The organism is Loigolactobacillus bifermentans DSM 20003 (assembly GCF_001434575.1).
GTDB classification, from domain to species: domain Bacteria; phylum Bacillota; class Bacilli; order Lactobacillales; family Lactobacillaceae; genus Loigolactobacillus; species Loigolactobacillus bifermentans.
The window spans coordinates 1-19,926 of the sequence record NZ_AZDA01000121.1 but is presented as its reverse complement, the minus strand read 5'-3'; the positions used below and the strand labels follow the sequence as shown (position 1 = coordinate 19,926).

14 protein-coding genes are annotated in these 19,926 nt (G+C 43.8%); 11 read left to right on the top strand and 3 right to left on the bottom strand.

Annotation, left to right across the window (positions count from 1 at the left end):
• Positions 1 to 230 precede the first annotated feature (230 nt).
• Positions 231 to 1,259 carry an NADP-dependent oxidoreductase gene (locus FC07_RS12830; RefSeq protein WP_191981097.1) on the bottom strand — a complete coding sequence of 343 codons (1,029 nt, stop codon included), beginning with the start codon at positions 1,257 to 1,259 and terminating at the stop codon, positions 231 to 233.
• Positions 1,260 to 1,680: 421 nt separating this feature from the next.
• Here FC07_RS12830 and FC07_RS12825 point away from each other — a divergent pair, with 421 nt between their 5' ends.
• Positions 1,681 to 6,288 carry a MucBP domain-containing protein gene (locus FC07_RS12825; RefSeq protein ID WP_057905488.1) on the top strand — a complete coding sequence of 1,536 codons (4,608 nt, stop codon included), beginning with the start codon at positions 1,681 to 1,683 and terminating at the stop codon, positions 6,286 to 6,288.
• 118 nt (positions 6,289 to 6,406) lie between these two features.
• Here FC07_RS12825 and FC07_RS15930 read toward each other — a convergent pair whose 3' ends face one another.
• Positions 6,407 to 6,820 (bottom strand): hypothetical protein, encoded by a 414-nt coding sequence (locus FC07_RS15930; RefSeq protein ID WP_155797799.1) that lies wholly within the window; start codon positions 6,818 to 6,820, stop codon positions 6,407 to 6,409.
• A gap of 143 nt (positions 6,821 to 6,963) precedes the next feature.
• Here FC07_RS15930 and FC07_RS12815 point away from each other — a divergent pair, with 143 nt between their 5' ends.
• From FC07_RS12815 to FC07_RS12775, 8 genes are all read left to right on the top strand, one after another.
• On the top strand, positions 6,964 to 7,185 hold the full coding sequence (locus FC07_RS12815) for a hypothetical protein (RefSeq protein WP_057905486.1): 222 nt from the start codon (positions 6,964 to 6,966) through the stop codon (positions 7,183 to 7,185).
• 202 nt (positions 7,186 to 7,387) lie between these two features.
• Complete coding sequence (locus FC07_RS12805) at positions 7,388 to 7,675, top strand: type II toxin-antitoxin system RelB/DinJ family antitoxin (RefSeq protein ID WP_057905484.1); 288 nt, start codon at positions 7,388 to 7,390, stop codon at positions 7,673 to 7,675.
• A gap of 2 nt (positions 7,676 to 7,677) precedes the next feature.
• Complete coding sequence (locus tag FC07_RS12800; protein WP_057905483.1) at positions 7,678 to 7,995, top strand: type II toxin-antitoxin system mRNA interferase toxin, RelE/StbE family; 318 nt, start codon at positions 7,678 to 7,680, stop codon at positions 7,993 to 7,995.
• A 333-nt stretch (positions 7,996 to 8,328) separates the two neighbouring features.
• On the top strand, positions 8,329 to 9,744 hold the full coding sequence (locus FC07_RS12795; RefSeq protein WP_057905482.1) for a 4-hydroxyphenylacetate 3-hydroxylase N-terminal domain-containing protein: 1,416 nt from the start codon (positions 8,329 to 8,331) through the stop codon (positions 9,742 to 9,744).
• A gap of 568 nt (positions 9,745 to 10,312) precedes the next feature.
• Entirely contained in the window at positions 10,313 to 11,308 is a 996-nt protein-coding gene (locus FC07_RS12790; RefSeq protein WP_057905481.1) for a D-2-hydroxyacid dehydrogenase, read from the top strand.
• A gap of 269 nt (positions 11,309 to 11,577) precedes the next feature.
• On the top strand, positions 11,578 to 11,901 hold the full coding sequence (locus tag FC07_RS12785) for a YnfA family protein (protein WP_057905480.1): 324 nt from the start codon (positions 11,578 to 11,580) through the stop codon (positions 11,899 to 11,901).
• A gap of 86 nt (positions 11,902 to 11,987) precedes the next feature.
• Positions 11,988 to 12,197: a hypothetical protein gene (locus FC07_RS12780; RefSeq protein ID WP_057905479.1), complete on the top strand. Its 210-nt coding sequence runs from the start codon at positions 11,988 to 11,990 to the stop codon at positions 12,195 to 12,197.
• Positions 12,198 to 12,281: 84 nt separating this feature from the next.
• Positions 12,282 to 12,842 carry a sugar O-acetyltransferase gene (locus FC07_RS12775; protein WP_057905478.1) on the top strand — a complete coding sequence of 187 codons (561 nt, stop codon included), beginning with the start codon at positions 12,282 to 12,284 and terminating at the stop codon, positions 12,840 to 12,842.
• A 43-nt stretch (positions 12,843 to 12,885) separates the two neighbouring features.
• On the opposite strand, the gene FC07_RS12770 is transcribed toward FC07_RS12775, so the two are convergent.
• Positions 12,886 to 13,731: an oxidoreductase gene (locus FC07_RS12770; protein WP_057905477.1), complete on the bottom strand. Its 846-nt coding sequence runs from the start codon at positions 13,729 to 13,731 to the stop codon at positions 12,886 to 12,888.
• Between the two features lie 827 nt (positions 13,732 to 14,558).
• Here FC07_RS12770 and FC07_RS12765 point away from each other — a divergent pair.
• Positions 14,559 to 15,254, top strand: a complete 696-nt coding sequence (locus tag FC07_RS12765) for an EAL domain-containing protein (RefSeq protein ID WP_083483320.1) — start codon at positions 14,559 to 14,561, stop codon at positions 15,252 to 15,254.
• A gap of 64 nt (positions 15,255 to 15,318) precedes the next feature.
• A partial coding sequence (locus FC07_RS12760) for a Cna B-type domain-containing protein (protein ID WP_057905475.1) occupies positions 15,319 to 19,926 on the top strand: 4,608 nt, incomplete at its 3' end.

Sequence of the window (19,926 nt, the reverse complement as noted above, 5' to 3'; positions counted from 1 at the left end):
TTTCAAAGGATGTAGACGACCAATAGCCTGATCAGCGACCATACAGTGGCTTGCATGTATCCAACGGGGTTTAAGAAATAACCGTAGTGACCGTTATTGAGCCGGTCACAATAAGCATAAAATCATATCACGTGGCGCAGGAAAAAGTAGGCTAGGTTGTGGACTGGTACGACGCTTTAAAATCAAGGTTAGGGTCAGAAAACTCACACAAATACTACTCAGTAAGCGCATCATAGGCGGCCTGCCATTTCCTGATCAGTAGCGATTTGAATAATGATCTTGCCCGTTGCGTGCCCTGCCCGGGCATAGCGCAGCGCCGTTGATAGGTCGTCAAAAGGTACCACCCGATCAATGATCGGTTTTAGCGTGCCATTTTCAAAAAGCGGGGTTAAAGTGGCCAATTGTTGACCATCAGGTCGCATGAATAAAAAGGTGTATGTGGCTTGCGTCCGTTTGGCCAAAGCGGTGACCCGGCGCGTGGCGAATTGCAACACCAGTTGTTTCCAAAGCGGTAGCCCATAAGTTCTGGCAAAACGCCCAGTGGGAACATCGGAAATGCTGACAATTTGGCCACCAGGTTTAACGATTTGAAAGGCGTCTCGTAACGTTTGACCACCGCGGGTATCGAAAACGGCGTCATAATCCTGTAGAACACTCTGAAAAGGGGTGGTGTGATAATCAATGACCTGATCTGCCCCTAAATCGCGGACCAAGTCAAAATTTTTCGGGCTAGCCGTGGTGGCCACATAGGCACCTAACATTTTAGCGATTTGAATCGCAATCGTGCCAATCCCGCCAGCACCACCTTGAATCAGGACTTTTTGTCCCGGTTGGAGCCGCAGGATGTCGTGTAGGGCTTGATAACTGGTTAAGCTCACTAAAGGCAGGGCCGCTGCTTCCGCAAAAGAAAGCTTTTTGGGCTTTAAGGCCAAGTCATTTTGTGTCACCGCAATGTATTCAGCGAAGGTACCGATCCGCTTTTTTTGTACTCGACCGTAAACGGCAGCGCCGACTTTAAAACGGGTTACTTGTGCGCCAGTTTTGACTACGATGCCGGCTAGATCACTGCCTAAGGTTAACGGCATACGATAAGTGAGTAACATTTTTAAGCCCCCAGCTTGGGTTTTTAGATCAATTGGGTTAATGCTGGCAGTGACGACTTTCACTAACACATCATGGGGACCAATTGACGGGATAGGCACCTGCGTGATGGCTGGTATTGCTTGTTTGTAGTGGGTAATTTGGGCTGCTTTCATCATTGTTTGCAATTAAAGGACTCCACAGTTTGATTGATGGTTTATTTTTTTAAACGGTTAATGACTGTAGTTTAACCAATTGGTTTAAAAATGTCAACCATTGAAATGGCGTCTTTTTGTGCGATAGCTAGTTTAAATGCAATTACTGGAAAGAACGTGTTTTAAAACGGTGTGTCGATCCAGTTAAGGGCACAAGCTGTCATGAAAGGGTCTTTTTAGAGCTAAATGGAAAAAAGCGTCGCTTTCAATTGCATCAACAGCACAACTATGAAGTAGACGACTAGCGGTTGTGTCACATTTTAACGAATAATATTTCAAAATATGAGGTTGAAACAGCTAGTGCCAGCCCGATATAGTAGGGGTACCAGTATGGGGCAATCGACCATTAAAAAAGTTGGATCAGGGGAACCAGGGGGAATTTAAGATGAAACAAAAAGCAGCAAAAATGAACACTAAAACCCGCTATCGGTTATATAAAAGCGGCAAACTTTGGCTAATTGCAGGATTAACCAGTGTGGCACTATTTGATTTTGTCATGTTAGCGCCAACTGCTCAAGCCGCGACACCGGATGCGACCACTAGCCAAGTCACCGCCACAACTGAAACCACAGCTGATTCAGCCGCTACGGGGGCCAGTGCTGACACGGCGGCGTCAACTTTAACCAGTGAAACGACTAAAACGGCTGCCGCTGCAGTGACAAGTTCGGCGCCAACTACGACGAGCACTGATACAACTGCTGCCCAACAGACGACAACCAATGCTGATACCACGGCTACCAAGCAAGATACGTCAAGTGCTGCTACAACCGTGTCGCAACAGATGACGACAACGGCCACGGATACAACCGCTTCCAAACAAGCTGCGACAACGGCCACGCCAGCCAAAACTGCAACGACGCAAGCGACAACAGCGAAGGTGACCACTGACAAAAATAGCGTGACCTTACCAGCTAGCCAAACGAAAACGGCCGTTGCTGCCACCACAACGACGGATCAGCAAACGACAACAGCGTTGACTGGTCGGACTGAAACAACCGCCCAAGTCACCACGCAAATTTTAGCGGATGGGCAACTTTTTGACCAAAACACCACTGCGATTCCAGTGGGCACCGAACTGACACCGGATGCGCAGTATCTCGTGACGGATAATGCCGGTCAGCTACACTTGTTGCAATATGTGGGGTATGCGTTAAATGGCGGCAATCAAGTTGAGTCAGATAAAATCGTCATTCCTGATGCAGATACGGTGGCGTTGGCCTTAAATTATACGGTTGACCCAGCGTTAAGCCTGCCAGTGGCTTATATGATCGACAATGGCAAACAGGTGACCGGGTCTGAGATTATCGGGAGCTATACGGCCGACAGTGTGCCTGAATACCATGCTAGTCAGAATTTTGATAGCACTGGTAAAGAAACCATTACGCTTTATTTTAGTGCTTTGGCCCAAAGTGGTCAGCTTAGCGGGTCAGCAACACCTGCAAAAGTCACATTTGAACTTGATTCACAGGCCAAAACGGCAACACTCACCACTGATACCACCGAAACCATTGACTACGATGAGGCCGTTCAAACATTAGCTGCTAACGGGATCCAATTAGATGGCACAGTTTATATTCCGAATTATCTTGATTTTGCCCAATATGAGCGCATCGAATTTACCAGTTACCCAGCAGCTGTTGCCGGGACCCATCAAGTGGCAGTTTCCTATACGTACGCTGATGGTGCCGCAATCGACCCGACTGAACCAGCGGCGATTTTAACCGCCACTGACAGTCAGCTAACTGCGGATGACCAAATTACAACTGGCGGCTATGCCACCACCTTAAACAGTAATATTGCCGGGGATAGTCGGAATAATGCGCTATTAGGCGGCACGCTGAAACAGATTATTTTGACCACTGCCGATCGGACTTATACGTATGCGCTGTCCGATTATGACAATGGCACCTTTAATAAAATTTATGTGACCATGAAGGCCAATAACGATGATGGGACAAGCCAAGCAACGAGCCAATTACAAGCGGGTACAGACGATAAAAATTGGTATGACGAAAATGCCACTGAATTAGGTTTTGGCATTCCATATTTAAATGACAGCACAAACAAGGCGGCCGATAAGTTATTGGCAACTTTGTTGGCGCAAGGAATTGGTATCGATGGGACCGTTAATTTCAGCACATACGCTGATTTTGCCAAGTTTGATCAGATTCAATTTGTTTATGCTGGCCAAGGTTTTGCCAATCCAGGCCAAATCGCCCAGGTGACTTATACCGCACAAACCACAACTGGTCAACGGATTTCGACTTCAGTGTACCCAACGAATGTTTCGCTGAAAGGCGACTTGCTGTCGGCTAGTGTTTCGGTGCCAGTGATTGAAGACGGTCAACCGCATTATTTGTTTAGCGCCTATGCGCAAACGTTGACAGATGTTAACGGAAACCCCATTCAGGTGTCATTACCGTTTATTGGGATTTTCAAGGACTTAACCGAAACAGCCGCGACTCAAAATCTAGTTGAATTACCAGCTGATTATCAATGGGATGGCGGTTATATTACGGATACAGGGTCTGTTACGACCATACCAGGCTATACCAATCAGAATTTTGCGATTATCGATCCAACACAACCCACTAACTTAGTGCAAACAATTGAAGAAGTCCCTAGCCAAATCACGGCTCATTACGAAAATACACAGGGTATTGCGCTAACCGCAGACCATATTTTACAATCAACGCTGGTAAGCGGACCCCAAGCAACGGCTGACGCGTTAACGGCAGCGCAACTGACACTGAATGCGCACGGTGCCTTGCAACAAATCGTGTTGGAAACGTCAGATGCCTTACAAGCACTCCAACCAGCTGGAATCGGTGCCCAATTAGGTTTACCAAGCACCAAGTACGTTCGTTATACCTTTAATTCGGACCAAACCGTGTTGGTCGAGACTTATGATGACCCAGCAACCATCATCAGTAGTACCCAACTCAGTACCGCAGATGCAACCGCCGAACTAACAGCCGCCGGGATTGGAACGGATGGCAGTGTTAATATGCCGAATTTGATTCGGTTTGATATTACCAAAGCCGTGACCTTTACGTATCAGCCAGCCAGCACGTTGGTTGATGAAACGCAGACGCAAACGCACTTGACGGTCCATTACGTAGACCAGGCAGGGAACGTGTTGTCACCAAGCATCACCAAAACAGCACCGCAAGGAACGGCGTTTAGCATCACGGCCCCAGCAACGATTGGCAATCATATTCTGATCAGTCCAGATCAAACAGTTAAAGGCACGTATCAAGGTAACGCCATGACCATTACGTATACGTATCAAGCGGTGCCACAAGTGGAAGAAAACCAAGGCGAAACACAGTTAACGGTTCATTACGTGGACGATCAAGGCAACACATTAGCGCCAAGTGTTGTTAAAACAGCACCTAAAGGAACCGCCTTTAGCATCACAGCACCAGCGACGATCGGCAATCATATTCTGATCAGTCCAGATCAAACAGTCAAAGGTACGTATCAGGGCAACGCCATGACCATCACGTATACGTATCAAGCGGTGCCACAAGTGGACGAAAGCCAAGGCGAAACGCAGTTAACGGTTCATTACGTAGACGACCAAGGAAATGAGTTGGCACCAAGTGTTGTTAAAACGGCACCTAAAGGGACTGCTTTCAGCGTGACAGCGCCAGCAACGATTGGTAGTTACAGTCTGGTGAGCCCGGATCAAACAGTGACGGGCACGTATCAAGGTAACGCGATGACGATTACGTATACGTACCAAGCGATTCCACAAGTGGATGAAAATCAAGGCGAAACGCAGTTAACGGTTCATTACGTGAACAATCAAGGCAACACATTAGCGCCAAGTGTTGTTAAAACGGCGCCTAAAGGAACGGCGTTTAGTGTGACGGCACCAGCGACGATTGGCAGTTACAGTCTGATCAGCCCAGACCAAACGGTGACGGGCACGTATCAAGGCAACGCCATGACGATCACGTACACGTACCAAGCAATTCCGGAAGTAGACGAAAGTCAAGGTGAAACGCAGTTAACGGTTCATTACGTAGATGACCAAGGGAATGAGTTGGCGCCAAGTGTTATTAAAACGGCACCTAAAGGGACTGCTTTCAGCGTGACAGCGCCAGCAACGATTGGCAATTACAGTCTGGTGAGCCCGGATCAAACGGTAACGGGCACGTATCAAGGCAATGCGATGGCCATTACGTATACGTACCAAGCGATTCCGCAAGTGGACGAAAGCCAAACACAAACGCAGTTAACGGTGCATTATGTGGATCAAAATGGCAAAACGATTGCAGCGGATACCACGCAAAGTGGTCAAGTTGGAACTGATTTTACTGTCACGGCACCAACAATTTCGGGTTATACGACGCAGCAAAGAGTAGTTACTGGGACGTATCAAGGTAACGCGATGACTTTAACGCTCCATTATCAAAAAGATGGTGTGACGCCAGATGAAAGCCAGACCCAGACCCAATTAACCGTTCATTATGTGGATGAAAACGGGCATCCAATTGCCGCTGACACCACGCAAAACGGTTTGGTCGGAACGGCCTTTACCATTACGGCGCCAACTATCAACGGCTATACCTTACAAAATCCAGCACAAGCTACGCTTACCGGTCAGTATCAAGGCAATGCCATGACCTTGACGCTGGTTTATCAAGCCGTAACGCCGCAAGAACCAAATGTAACGCCGCAACAACCAGCACAACCGACACAACCAAATGCGACACCGCAACAACCAACAGCAACACCAGTTGTAGGGCAAGTGACAGCTAAGCCAACGGCCGCGGTAGCGGTTAAAGTGCCAACTACCAGCACGCCGGTTACGACCCACACAACGATCGCACAACAGCGTCAAACAATTTCAAACGGTAAGACGCAAACCGCGTTGCCACAAACCGGCAGTGCGACAACCACAGCCAGCACATTAGGTGGCATCGGATTAGTGGCAGTTGCTAGTCTGTTTGGATTGGGTGCGCAACGGCGCCGTAAGCAGTAAACACTGAGCTTTATTTTGGAAGCATCTAGGCCTTAAGGGACCTAGGTGCTTTTTTGTAGGCGCAAAAAAAGCGTTGACCAGCAAAGCCGCAAGCAACGCTAACATATCAGGTTAGGATTCAAAGGTTGTTTGTTTCAAGGGTGGTTGCCAAACGCTGTTTTAAAATGACTAACACCCGCCGACTGGGAAAAAATTGCGGGGTTGCGCCACGGGATTGGTCCCAGTCGATCAGGCCATATTTGAATTGCGGATAGGCGGTTTCAGCAATGGCCCGGACTTGCTGGGTGGTGTAACCTAATTGCGCCGCTAAGGCCCATAATTCACGCAGCTCACCGCGCAACCGCCGCCGACTCCAAAGGGCACCAATTATGACAATAATCAGCAGGACGATATCGAATACCAGAACAGCATAGGGGTTTAATTGAGGCAGTAGGGGAAGCCTGCTACCCAGATGATCACAAGTAACAGTGTTGGCCAATAGCGCTTGATTTTCACGGTGAACCTCCTCCAGTTCAGCGATGACATAACCCATTTTAATTCAGTATAACAGGTCGATTTTGGTTTTAAAATACACAATGAGAAAGCCGTTACATTTCATTTTGAATTGCGGTAAAATCGATAGGGATAGCACTGGAAAAGACGTGTTATTGAATGAGAAATAGAGGGGACATTATTTTGGGGAATCTCGCAACAGTCACACCAGCAGAAACAATGAAATTAGTCAGTTTATTTCGGAAAAATGGTTTTCGTGGGGAATATGCCAGCATTGCGCATTGCGAAACCGGCGGTGAGGATTACACCGTGGTCATGGTTGACGCCAAAACCAGCGTGAAAGGGTTGTTTCATGCTAGTCTGGCGGATCATACCATTCAGTTTCAGCATGTGATCACCAATTAGGGTTTGAAGGACGATTCAGGCCGCAAGTTCAAATGACTTGCGGCCTTTTTGTTTGTTCCAAGATTGTAGTGTCTTTGTAGTTGTGTCAATCGTTAAGTCGTGAATTGTTAATGAAAAGAATAGTAAATAGCTTTTAAATACTAGCAATTTACTAGCCAATTGCTTAAATAATGCTGCATAATAAATACAGGAGGTGGTCATTATGGCCTTATCACAAATTGGTTTTCGCCTTGATGAAAAAGAGAAACGCGAATTTGAAAAAAATGCAAAAGCTATTGGTCTAACCCCTGCGGCGGCGCTTAAAATGTTTATCGCAAAGTTTAATCGCGATAAGGGATTTAGCTATCCGGTGAATGCAAAGGAGACGCCACAACTACCGGAAGCTGTAGAAAATGCAATGCTAATTGCGAAAGCGGAAGAGCAAAGCTTGTTAGCTGACACTGGTGAGCAGGTAACTAATTTTCAAGCATTACGGCAGCGATGGGGATAACGATGAGCTATGATATCAGACTTGAAAAAACATTTATAAAACGTATGGATCATTTGACGACGTTGTTTAATTTGTCGGTTCAGGATACAAAAGATGCTCGTGAAGCAATTCTTGATGCGGTTGAATTATTGGCAGTCGAGGGGCAGTTACCAGCCATGTATGATGATCATGTACTGGAACATGAACCATGGCGTGGCTACCGTGAATTTCATGTTTTAGCAGACTTATTGGTTGTCTATTCTAAAATAGATGTAGAGCGACGAATTCGAATGGTAACAATTACAAATCATCAAGAGTTTGCGTCAGGCAAACGCTTTTAATGAAGTTAAAAATAGTTATATTTTAAAAGCCATGCAAACGTAATCGTGAACAAGATTAAATTTCATATAAAATATGTTATTAGCGCGTGTATTTATCCATAATGAAACTTTGAACTGATTGAGCCGCCTGGAAAGCCACTGAACACGCACAAAATATTTTTCATTGGTATAGGCAGTGCGTAGGCTAATTTCATTAAATTGAAAGGCCAGTATCAGTTAACCTTGGCTTGTGATTTTTCGCTTAAATTTACCTTAGAAGTCAGATTGGTCAGCGCTTGAAACATGCGGTATACTGGCAGAAAGCGCTAACGACATCGAAGGGGATGGATCGAAATGATTGAATTGGCAAGTTTAGATGATGGACGTACGATTTATTTGAACGGTGAACGGGTGCAACAGCCTTCCACCGTTCAGTTGTTTCGGGATACGTTGACGTATGTGAATGGTTACTATCGGTTACAGGAAGAACGGCCAGAAACGCATTTGTTTACGGATGCGGCTGGCAAACAAGCTGATACCGTGTTTAAAACGCCACGGTCGGCAGCTGACTTGGCAGCTAAGCGGCAAGTTTATCAGGACATTGCGGAACTGTCTTACGGCATGTTAGGGCGGACACCGGATTTCATTAATGCTGGTATTCCGGCTTTTGCGGCACACACTGATTTTTTAGGGCAAGGCCAGTACACCGATTTTGCGGCAAATGCCAAGGCTTATTGTCAGCATATTCAGCAAGACGATGTATTTGTGTCCCATGCCTTACAGAATCCGCAAATTGATCGGGCGCAGGAACTGCATGATGTGAAGCGTGGCGCCACTGGGGTGCAAGCGACAAAAGTCACCGCGCAAGGTATTTATGTTTCGGGGGCAAAAATGGTGAACACCTTGGCGCCGTTGTCAGATGAACTGTTGATTTTCAACACCCCAACTTTGTCACCTGGGGATGAAGCCTATGCGCTGGCCTTTTCACTGCGAAACAATGCAGACGGGTTGAAGATCATTTGCCGCAAGCCGTTTAATCGGCCGGGGTACAGTCGGGATGATTACCCACTCTCCAATGCATTTGATGAAATCGACGCTTATATCGTCTTCGACCAGGTATTTGTGCCTTGGGAACAAGTTTATGTGTTCCAGGATGTGGTACAGTCGAACAAATTCTTTATGGACAGTGGGTTATTTGACCACACCTCCCATCAAGATCAGGCGCGTGGCGTCATCAAATTGGAATTTGTCACCACGTTGGCCATTGAAATTGCGGAACGGCTTGGGGTGGACCATTTCTTAAATGTTCAGGAATCGCTTGGCGATTTAACGGCCAACTTAGAGTTGATTCGCGGCGCCCTTTTAAATGCAGAAGTTTCAGGTGAGTTGGATGATGCCGGGGTATTTGGCCCTAATATGCAGGCCATTTTGGCCATTCGCGCGCAGTTGCCGAAAATGTACGAAAAAGCCATTAAAACGATTCAGTTATTAGGAGCAGGTTCGATGATGAGCGTTCCTGATTTTCGCGATTTCGACGGCGAATTAGGAACCACTTTAGAGGCAACCATGGGGAGTCATTTAATGGATGCCACTTTCCGGGCGAAGTTGTTGAACTTAGGCTGGGATGTAACGGGTGAGGCTTTTGGGCAACGTCAATTGATGTATGAGTATTATCACGGTGGTGATCCGATTCGGATTCGGGCCAACCATTACCAAAATGAAGCACTGGATAAAGGCCGCGATATGTTATATCGCATTTTATCGGAATAAAATGATTGCCTTCTGCTATTTTAAGGTGGGAGGCTTTTTTCGATCCGTCCTGAATAAGACAAACATGATTCGGCTTTCTGAGGTCATTCTGTTGATGTTAAATCAGAATTGGTTGCTTATTTCTAAGCTGTTTCTCAAAATGAAAGTCGCTTAATGAAAAGCATTTATTTCTGTGGATGGGTTGATTTTTAAAAGCTGTCTATCAATTGGTATAGTAATTTTATTATTGAATTATTATAATTCAATTGCGCAACCAGCTTTTATGAGGGGCAAAATGAAAGGGCTACTTGTATTCACAATTTGTAGCTCACTTACATTTCACTTCAAAATGTCACAAAAGTTATTGATAATAAAGCGCTTACATGCTATGATAGACACACTCATAGTGTAATTAGGTTTAACTAATGTATGGATTGGTTCTAGCTGATGACGAATCTCATTTTCAATTAGGCTTGGAGATGACATGAGTCGGGGGCACCGAGCTTTCCGTCTGGATGTTAACGTACTGTTGAGGAGAACTTTTGACAAGTGAAGTTAGGCAGGCAAAGCAAAGGCACGGAGGTAAGTTATGAAGATAGTTGCTTATGGTATTCGTGATGATGAACGTCCCTATGTCGCGCAGTGGTCAGAAAGTCAAAATGTTGAAGTCAAGATTGTCAGTGCATTATTAGATGAAGACACCGTTGAACAAGCCAAAGGGTATGACGGGGCAGTTGTGTATCAGCAAAAGCCTTATACTGCCGCAGTTTTAGACAAATTAGCCAGTTATGGCATTACTGCCTTGTCCCTTCGTAATGTTGGGGTGGACAACATTGATGCGGACGCCATTAAGCGCAATGGGTTTAAAGTCACCAATGTCCCAGCTTATTCACCAGCCGCAATTGCGGAATTAAGTGTGACCCAACTCATGCGTTTGTTGCGGTATACGAATATTTTCGACAAAAAGCAAGCCGCTGGGAATTTGAAATGGGCGCCTGATATTGCTTTGGAATTAAACCAAATGACCGTTGGGGTTGTGGCAACCGGCCGGATCGGTCGTGCTGCGATTCAAATTTATAAAGGTTTTGGGGCCAAAGTGATTGCCTATGATGTGTTCCGCAACCCCACTTTGGAAGCGGAAGGCATGTACGTGGATACCTTGGATGAGTTATATGCCCAAGCAGATGTGATCACCTTACATGCACCTGCCACTAAAGATAATGATCGCATGATCAACGATGAATCAATTGCAAAAATGAAAGACGGCGTCTTCTTAGTCAACGCTGCCAGAGGTGCATTGATCGATACAGATGCACTGATTAAAGGGCTGGATAGCGGTAAGATTGCTGGCGCCGCCATTGATACTTATGAAGATGAAGTTGGGGTATTTAATACCGACTTTGGCAGTTTCGATGCCATTCCAGACGCCCGTTTAAAGGATTTAATGCTGCGGGATAACGTTTTAGTCACCCCACATATTGCCTTTTATACCACAACTGCTGTTAAAAATATGGTGCAGTTTGCATTAACGAGTAATAAAAATCTGATCGAAACCGGCTCAGATGATAGCGAAGTCGCTTTTTAAAATCGGTCATACGTAATTGATGACATAAACAGTTTTAGGCGAAAGTCCCGTTAGACCTGGATAAGGGTTTAGCGGGATTTTTGTGTAGGCGCTTAGTAAATCGATTCAACCTAGTTTCCTGATCCTATTTTAGATAGAATATAGGTAGATTACCATTTTAATCATTATTTTTTTCTGCAGGTTTCTGATTATTTTCTGCAGGTTTTGTGGGTTTGGGCGGATAATGACATTTTGATTTTGAGTGTTGATTCTATGAAGAAGGTAAACGAATGCTGAGAGCAAGTCTATTTTTCATATTAGCCGGTATTTGTGAAATCGGCGGTGGCTATTTGGTTTGGCAATGGTTACGGGAAGGACGGAGCGTCATCATTGGCTTAATCGGTGGGCTGGTTCTGTTTCTTTACGGCATCGTAGCTACGTTGCAACACTTTCCGGATTTCTCAAAAGTTTACGCGGCCTATGGTGGCGTGTTTATTGTGCTAAGTTTGCTGTGGGGCTGGGGCATCGATCATAAAGTACCAGATCGGTTAGATGTGCTAGGCGCATTGATCTGTTTGGTGGGGGCCGTGGTGATTTTATGGCCACGGTCATAAATTGTCGGGTTATTTTCTTTTCATCAAGCAGGTTATCGTGTAAACTGAAGGTGCTTTCATAGTTGGATAGAAAGGTGGGGACGCACATGGCAGCAGAACAAGATTATTTGACAGAAGTATTGGCGCAAGCAGCAGACGGTCATGAATATCAATGGCTCGATGAATATCATGGTAATCCCAATGAGCTTTTAAAAATCAAACATCAGTGTTGCTTTTCCTTTAATTTGAGCCCCAATCAATTTAAGGCTGGTAAGCGCTGCTATATTCATCAACGTTGCGGCGATGATGCCAATTAAAAGAACGACTTCACATCTAAAAGTAGGGTGTGAAGTCGTTTTTTGCTGGTCGTGTTAGACTAAACAGGAAAGGAAGCAGACGTAATGAGTGAACTAGATAAATTAGAACAAGGTGAGTGGTATCACTTTGATGACCCAGCGGTTGTAGCACGTAAAACGCGCGCTGCACAATTGTGCCAGGAATTTAATGCCATTCCAGCAACGCAACCCGCTCAACAGGTGGCCAAAGCCCGGGAAATTTTGGGATCGGCTGGTGTGGCTCTATCCATGCAAAGTACCTTTAATTGTGATAATGGACAGAATATTCATGTTGGGGATCATTTTCTCAGCAATTACAATTTAACGATTTTAGACATTGCGCCAGTTACGATTGGTGACAATGTGATGATCGGGCCAAACGTGGACATTTACACTGTGAACCATCCCTTGACCCCACAAGGCCGGCGAGATCATTTAGGCAAAGGTAGTCCGGTTGTCATTGGCAATGATGTTTGGATCGGTGGTAAGGTGACAATTACCCCTGGCGTCACCATTGGGAACAACGTGGTGATTGCCGCTGGAGCTGTGGTGACTAAAGATGTCCCTGATAATATGCTAGTCGGTGGTGTCCCGGCAAAAGTAATCAAAAAATTACCAACCCGCTAAAAAAATCCATACCGCAAGCACTCAACTTGCGATATGGATTTTTTTAGGCCTCTGGCCGGTCGGCTGAAGCTGATAAATCATGTAAAGCTTCAAATTCTTTCAACGTCTTGCGGTATTTATCAATCGCCGTATCAGTAGCAAATTGACCTAGTGGAAGCCGTAATGGCAAGTTAGCCGTATGGTTGGTAACTTGGTCATAAATGATTTCAGCCGCCCGCTGGGGATCGCCATTTTCATGATGAGCTGTATTCACATTCCACTGAATGGAATCTTTAAATTGCGCGTAGTCGTCAATTTCTGGGAATTTCTTTTGGGAAGAACGGCCAGCCCAGTCTGTGCGGAAACCACTTGGCTCGATAAGCATGATCTTAATACCAAGGTCGCCCACTTCTTTGGCCAAGGATTCACTGATGCCTTCAACGGCATACTTGGTGCCATGGTAGAAGGAAATAGTTGGGAAGGAGAACAAACCGCCAATCGATGAGAAGTTGACGATGACGCCAGATTTTTGTTGGCGCATGGCTGGTAAAACCGCACGGGTCATGTCCACTAAGCCCCACACGTTCACGTCAAACATGTAACGAACTGCATCCCGGTCACTTTCTTCAAAGGTACCAAAGTAGCCAAGGCCGGCGTTGTTAACCAGTACGTCAATGGTACTGAACTTTGCAGTGGCGGCTTTAACGGCCGCTTGAATTTGATCACGGTCCGTAACATCCAGGGTCAGTTTTTGAATTTGGCCGTGGTCGTATTGATCTAAATAGGCTAACTGTTCCGTGTGGCGTGCAGTGGCCACTAAGTTGACGCCATCTTTTTGGGCCAATAGTGTGGCCAGTTCGCGGCCGAAACCAGTGGAAGTACCGGTAATCAACCAAGTTTTAGTTGTCATTTTTTGAAACGCTCCTTTACAAATGAAATGTACTTCGTAAGCGTATGCTTTCACGTGAAGCACGTCAACTGAATAACTTTTTTATTTTTGGCCTTGCCTTAAAGTCCACTTTAAGGTTTAGACGGGGGGCCATTTATGATAAGACACGTCAGGTCGTGTTAAAATTGTGATCAGCTATTATTTCTATCTTTAATAAGTTGATGGTGTTGTATCTCTTTAAAAAGGAACACTCAAAAATCAGTTGTATATATTATAATAATTGTAAAAAAAGAGATTGTATTTCACTTGAAAACTGAGTAGTATTAAAGTATCAAGTTTGAAGAAATTGGTTAAAAATGTCGGTCTTAATGCTAGGGCTTGTTGATTGATTTTCGTTGAAATTAAGAATGATTAGAAAATAAGTAAGTAACCATCTTATTTTATCGAAGCTGAATGTTCCAAAAATGGTTACAATGTGTATTTTTATGGTTAGTTTACGGAGATTGATGCGTTTTTAGAAGACTGTCATGATACACTTTTTACTATTTTTTATAATGGTAGCGTGATGTTAATTTATTGATGGTAGGTGATATCGGTCTCATAACTGTTAAGTTGTGAGATAATTGTACAATTACATTGTTAATGAAGCACTTACAATGTGATTTCTGGTTTTGTTATAAATATGTGTTATTCCTAAATGGTTTCTTATGATTTAGGTTAAATTTCACTATAAAATAAATTAAAACAATATAAAACGGGTCATTTTTATCTTTAATTTGAAGCCGTCTCATAACTGAACAGTTATGAGACGGCTTTTTTGTGTGGTTTTTATTCAATAAAAATTGGAGATGGCAACTTTGATTCGATTTTTTGCACAACCAAAATATTCGATTATAAACGCAAAGCTGACTGGTTATGAACTATTTATTCGTAAACGAGAGACACGTGATAGTACTTGGTTTTTACCAGAAAATTTCAACAAATTTACACCAAAGAAAATAATAACATTATTGACCGATACTCTGAAAACATTACCTCGAGGTCTAAATTCAATTTCGATTAATTTGAATCAAGAACAGTTTGTCGATTTAAATTATTTCGAATTATTGACAGCCTTACAGCCAAAAACACCAATTAAGCTGCAAATTGAATTAACAGAACAGCAGGCTATTGATAAAACGGCATGTGAGTCTTCTGAAATAGTGACAATGGCTAAGGCGTATCAACAGGCAGGCATGTATCTCTGTTTAGACGATATAGGGACTGGTGCCAATCAATATGAGTTGGTCCAACAGTTAGCGCCATTTGTATTTGAGTATAAATTTGCATTACAAAATATACGGCAATTAGTGCAGCTAACAGAACTGAAAACGCAGATTGGCATTTGGCGTGAAAGAGCGCAACAGCAACATAAATTGTTTGTGTTAGAAGGGCTTGAAACATTCGATGATCTTGCGCTGATTCAACTTTTTCGACCGGATGTTGTGCAAGGTTATTATTTTGGAAAACCCTATTTGTTACCGATTGCTAGCGATTTCGCTTAATGAAAAATTGGCGTAGCTATAAATAAACAATCGCTCACAACGTTTGAATTTAAGGAGGAAGACATTGAAAAAGTTTAATACTTATTTTGCATTGCTGGTCATGCTGGTCTCTGTCATGATTACACCAGTATCAGCGTTTGCGGCCGATGGTAATAATACGACAGCGTCAACGCAAAGCACAATGACAAAATCTAATACGAATGCAAAAACTAAAGCCGCTGAGGAAGAACAAACTGCAACCGACAATACAAATAGCACAAGCGCTACCAATAGTCAGAGTAGCGCTACCGATGCAAAGTCCAGCGAAGCGACTAAGACAACGGCTCAACCACGTGCACCTACTGAATCAAAATCGATCAATGATCTCTTACCAAAAGACGCTGAAGGGAACCAAACCATTTTCACAAGCGCCAAAATCACAGACAAAGCAGGCAACACCATTAAAGAGGTGCATGTTGGTGATGACGTTTTGCTCCAATATGAATGGGCAATTCCAGAAAGTATTCGGGATCAGATCAATGCTGGCGATACATTCTCATTTACGTTGCCAAAGGGGATGAAAATAGATCAACAGCTAACAGGTGATTTATCCGATTCACAAGGCACAGTTTTCGGCCACTTTGAAATCAATTCGGATGGCAGTGCTAAAATTACGTTTACTGACAATGTTCAGAAGCACTCTAAAATCAAAGGGACCTTATTTGTTTCTGGTAAAGTGACGATGCGTGATGATGGCACTAATCCAGGACTGGATATTCCTTTTGTCGATTCCAATAATGTCACAGTTCCCGATATCGTTGCATCGGACCAGGTAAGCCTCAGTAAAAAAGTGGTGGATCAGACACCAGATACTGATATTAAAAATAATAAAGCGGTCATTACTTGGTCATTAGGTATTAATAAAACCACTTCGACTTTAAAAGATGGGACGACGATCACTGATACATTACCAGCCGGTGTCACCTACACTGGTAATGAAGTGCTAAAAGCCTACGATGTCTATGCGGACGGTTCTTTACACAATGAAAAGACAGTGGCTTTTAAGGATGTTTTTACGGTTGATCAGCAATCCGGAAAAGTCAGCTTTAAATTAAAAGATAGCGCAGATCATCAAAAGTATTACGAATTACAATTTGATACCCAAGTTGATTTCACAAAAGTTGATACGGACGCTAATGCGGATTCGATTGCCATAAAAAATACCGCACAATTGATCCAACCAGGGGAAGCTGCTGTCAATGCCAGTGCCTCGACTCATTTTGGCTATAATGTTAACTTTAAAAAAGAAGGAACAATGGCAACAAATGGTGTCATTAAGTGGACGATCACTGTTAACCGTTCAGGCATGGCGCTTCCAAAGGGCACAGCCTTTACGGATAAAATGGATAATGATCAAGTGCTAACAGATGCCTCCGGTCAGGCCTTAACAGATATTAGTGATGCCGTTAAAAGTACTGGTCCTAAAATAGTTGCTTCAGGTAGTCAAAGCAATTATACCTTTACTTTGGATGAAGCCGCTGATCAAACAGAATTTAAGCTGACCTATTATACCAAAGCAACGGGTCAACAACCGAATGCCGTTTATAATAATACGATCAGTTGGAATGGCCAGCATAGCACAACTGGTAAAATCGATAAAACGAGTGGCGTTGTTAAGCAAAACACCAAAATCGATACAGCCAACCATACGGCCGATTACCAAATTACGGTGAATAAAAATAATGCCACAATCAACAAAGCAACTGTTGTCGATGAAATGGACACTGATAAACAGGCTGGGTTGTCCATGGATCAGACGCAAATCAAGGGGATTAAAGTTTATCGACTGAGTAAAGGGGCTGCTTCAGGTAAGGAAACAGTGGTGGATCCAAATGACTATACCATCACAACTGATGGAGAAGCGCCTTTTACGAAATTTACGCTTAACCTTGACAAGGCCGTGAAAGACGGTACGACGGATACTTTTATCATTAAATACACCACGAATTACGATGCGTCTAAGCGTGGGGAGCAGCAAGCCAATACTGCAACTTATACGTACGAGACTAATGGCTTTGATTATTCAGATCGGACGACAATCAATATTACGCCTGGGGCCCGGGCAACAATGAAGGGTTCTAAAAGTGGTGCAATCAATCCGTTACAGCGAACAGTTGATTGGACGATCAAGCTAAATGATGATCAAAAGTCGACTTTTGGTGCCGATGGCAAGCTAGTTGACACGTTACCGCAGGGCATCTCGTTAGCGGGCATCGATGCCAATGCCGAAGGTGATCAAACGGTTCCGGAAAAAGACTACCAGGTGACGCAAAACGAAAAATCGGTCGATCATCTGACAGCAACCTACAATGCAAAAACACGGCAGCTTACGTTTACCGGTTTTGAAAAAGGCAGTCAGGCCGATTATCAAATTGTTTTGACAACTGATATTGATTCAAATCAAGATAGCACGTTACCTAATTTAGATGTCACAAATACTGCCAAGTATTCAGATGATGATAATCAAACAGCCAATTTAACAGCGCGGGTCAGTTACAATTCTACTAGTGATCTTTTGCAGAAAGATGCACAACAAAATGGTAAAAAAGTAACCTATACTGTGAAGGTGAATCCTGATACAGCCACGAATTCTGGAACGCATAAACTGAAACTGAAAGATGTTGTGATTGCAGATAAACCAGATGATACAAGCATTTTACGGGTCGATCCAAGTTCCTTTAAAATTACGGATCAAAAAGGAAATCTCCTGCCTGAATCACAATATAAGCTAGCTGCTGGTGAACAAGGTTTCACGCTGACGTTTAATGACATTGTTGATCAGGAAATTAATATTACGTATGACGCCACCATTTTGATTCCCGCAGGGACATTGCCTGGTCAAAATATTCAGCCTAGTAATACTGTGACGATTTCTGGAAATAAAATTAGTGGCTCACAAACGAATAAAACAGTAACGTTGACTGCCCCGAACGCAGGTGGAAGTGCCGAAGGACTCATGGGCAGCATTACGCTAACGAAACAAGATGCCGTGACCCACAAGGCTTTACAAAATGCAAAATTCTCACTTTATCGTGTGCAGGCGAATGGCAATTTAGGCAACGCAGTATTGCAAGATCAACCGACTGATGAGCAGGGGCAATTAAAATTTAAGAACCTAACGCTTGGCCAGTATAAAATTATTGAAACCGAAGCACCGGCAGGTTATCAGATCTCACCAGAACTTGCGGCTGGTAAAACAGTGACGGTAAGTGATACAGACGACGATTCATTGAACACAGCTATCAAGCTCGACAATGAGGCCGTCACAACGATTACGGGGAAAAAGACCTGGGATGATCACGATGATCAAGACGGCTTACGGCCTAATCAAGTGACTGTTTATTTGTTGGCCAATGGTAAACGTGTTGCGCAGCAAACCGTTACTGCCGCCAATAATTGGCAGTACGAATTTAAGCACCAGTCCCTGTATGATCAATCAGGTCAGAAAATTGTTTATACGATTCAAGAAGCAAAAGTAACGGGGTATACGACGCAAGTAACTGGGCTTAATTTAACGAATCGACATACACCAGAAACAACTCGTGTACAAGGTACTAAGACGTGGAACGATCATAACGATCAAGACGGAATCCGTCCAAGTACGATTACGGTTAATTTGTTAGCTGATGGTAAACTAGTTCAGAGTCAGCAGGTGACAGCAGAGCAGCATTGGCAGTATCACTTTACGAATTTACCTAAATTCCAAAATGGTCAGAAAATAAATTATACAGTAACGGAAAATAAAGTTACTGATTATTCAACAGAAATTAACGGTAGTAATATTAAAAATAGTTACACACCGGAACAAACCAGCGTTACAGTGACGAAACATTGGGTTGACCAACATGATCAGGATGGCTTACGTCCGAACCAACTTAAAGTACAACTCTATGCCAATGGCAAAAAATCCGGTGCGCCAGTTAGTTTAAGCGAAGCTACGAATTGGACCTATACCTGGACGGGATTAGCCTTAAAAAAGCAAGGCCAATCTATTAAATATGTTGTTAAGGAAGTCCAAAAGGTACCGGGCTATACCACCAAAGTTGTTGCTGAAAACCAAGGTAATATGATGATCACGAATACCCACCAACCAAGTGTGACTAAAGTTAGTGGGACTAAAAAATGGGATGATAATCAGAATCAAGATGGATTGCGACCAAAGGCGGTAACAATCAACTTATTAGCTAACGGCCAGCAAGTTGCCCAGCAACAAGTGACAGCTGCCGATCATTGGCGTTATCACTTCAAAAATTTACCGATGTATCAGAATGGTAAAAAAATCGTGTACACCATTACTGAAGCGACGGTAAAAGATTACACAACTCAAGTTAAGAATCATGATGTGATCAACCATTACACGCCGATGAAAACAGGTGTGACCGTGACGAAGCATTGGAATGATCAGGCTGATCAAGATGGGTTACGTCCAAAGAGCATTAAAGTACAGCTATACGCTAATGGTAAGAAATCTGGGGCACCAGTTATTTTAAGTGAAGCCACGGATTGGACGTATACTTGGAAGGACTTAGCTGCCAAACAAAATGGTAAACAAATTAAGTATGTGGTCAAAGAGGCCCAAAAAATACCAGGCTATACCACTCAAATTGATCAGCATGATCAAGGTAACATTATG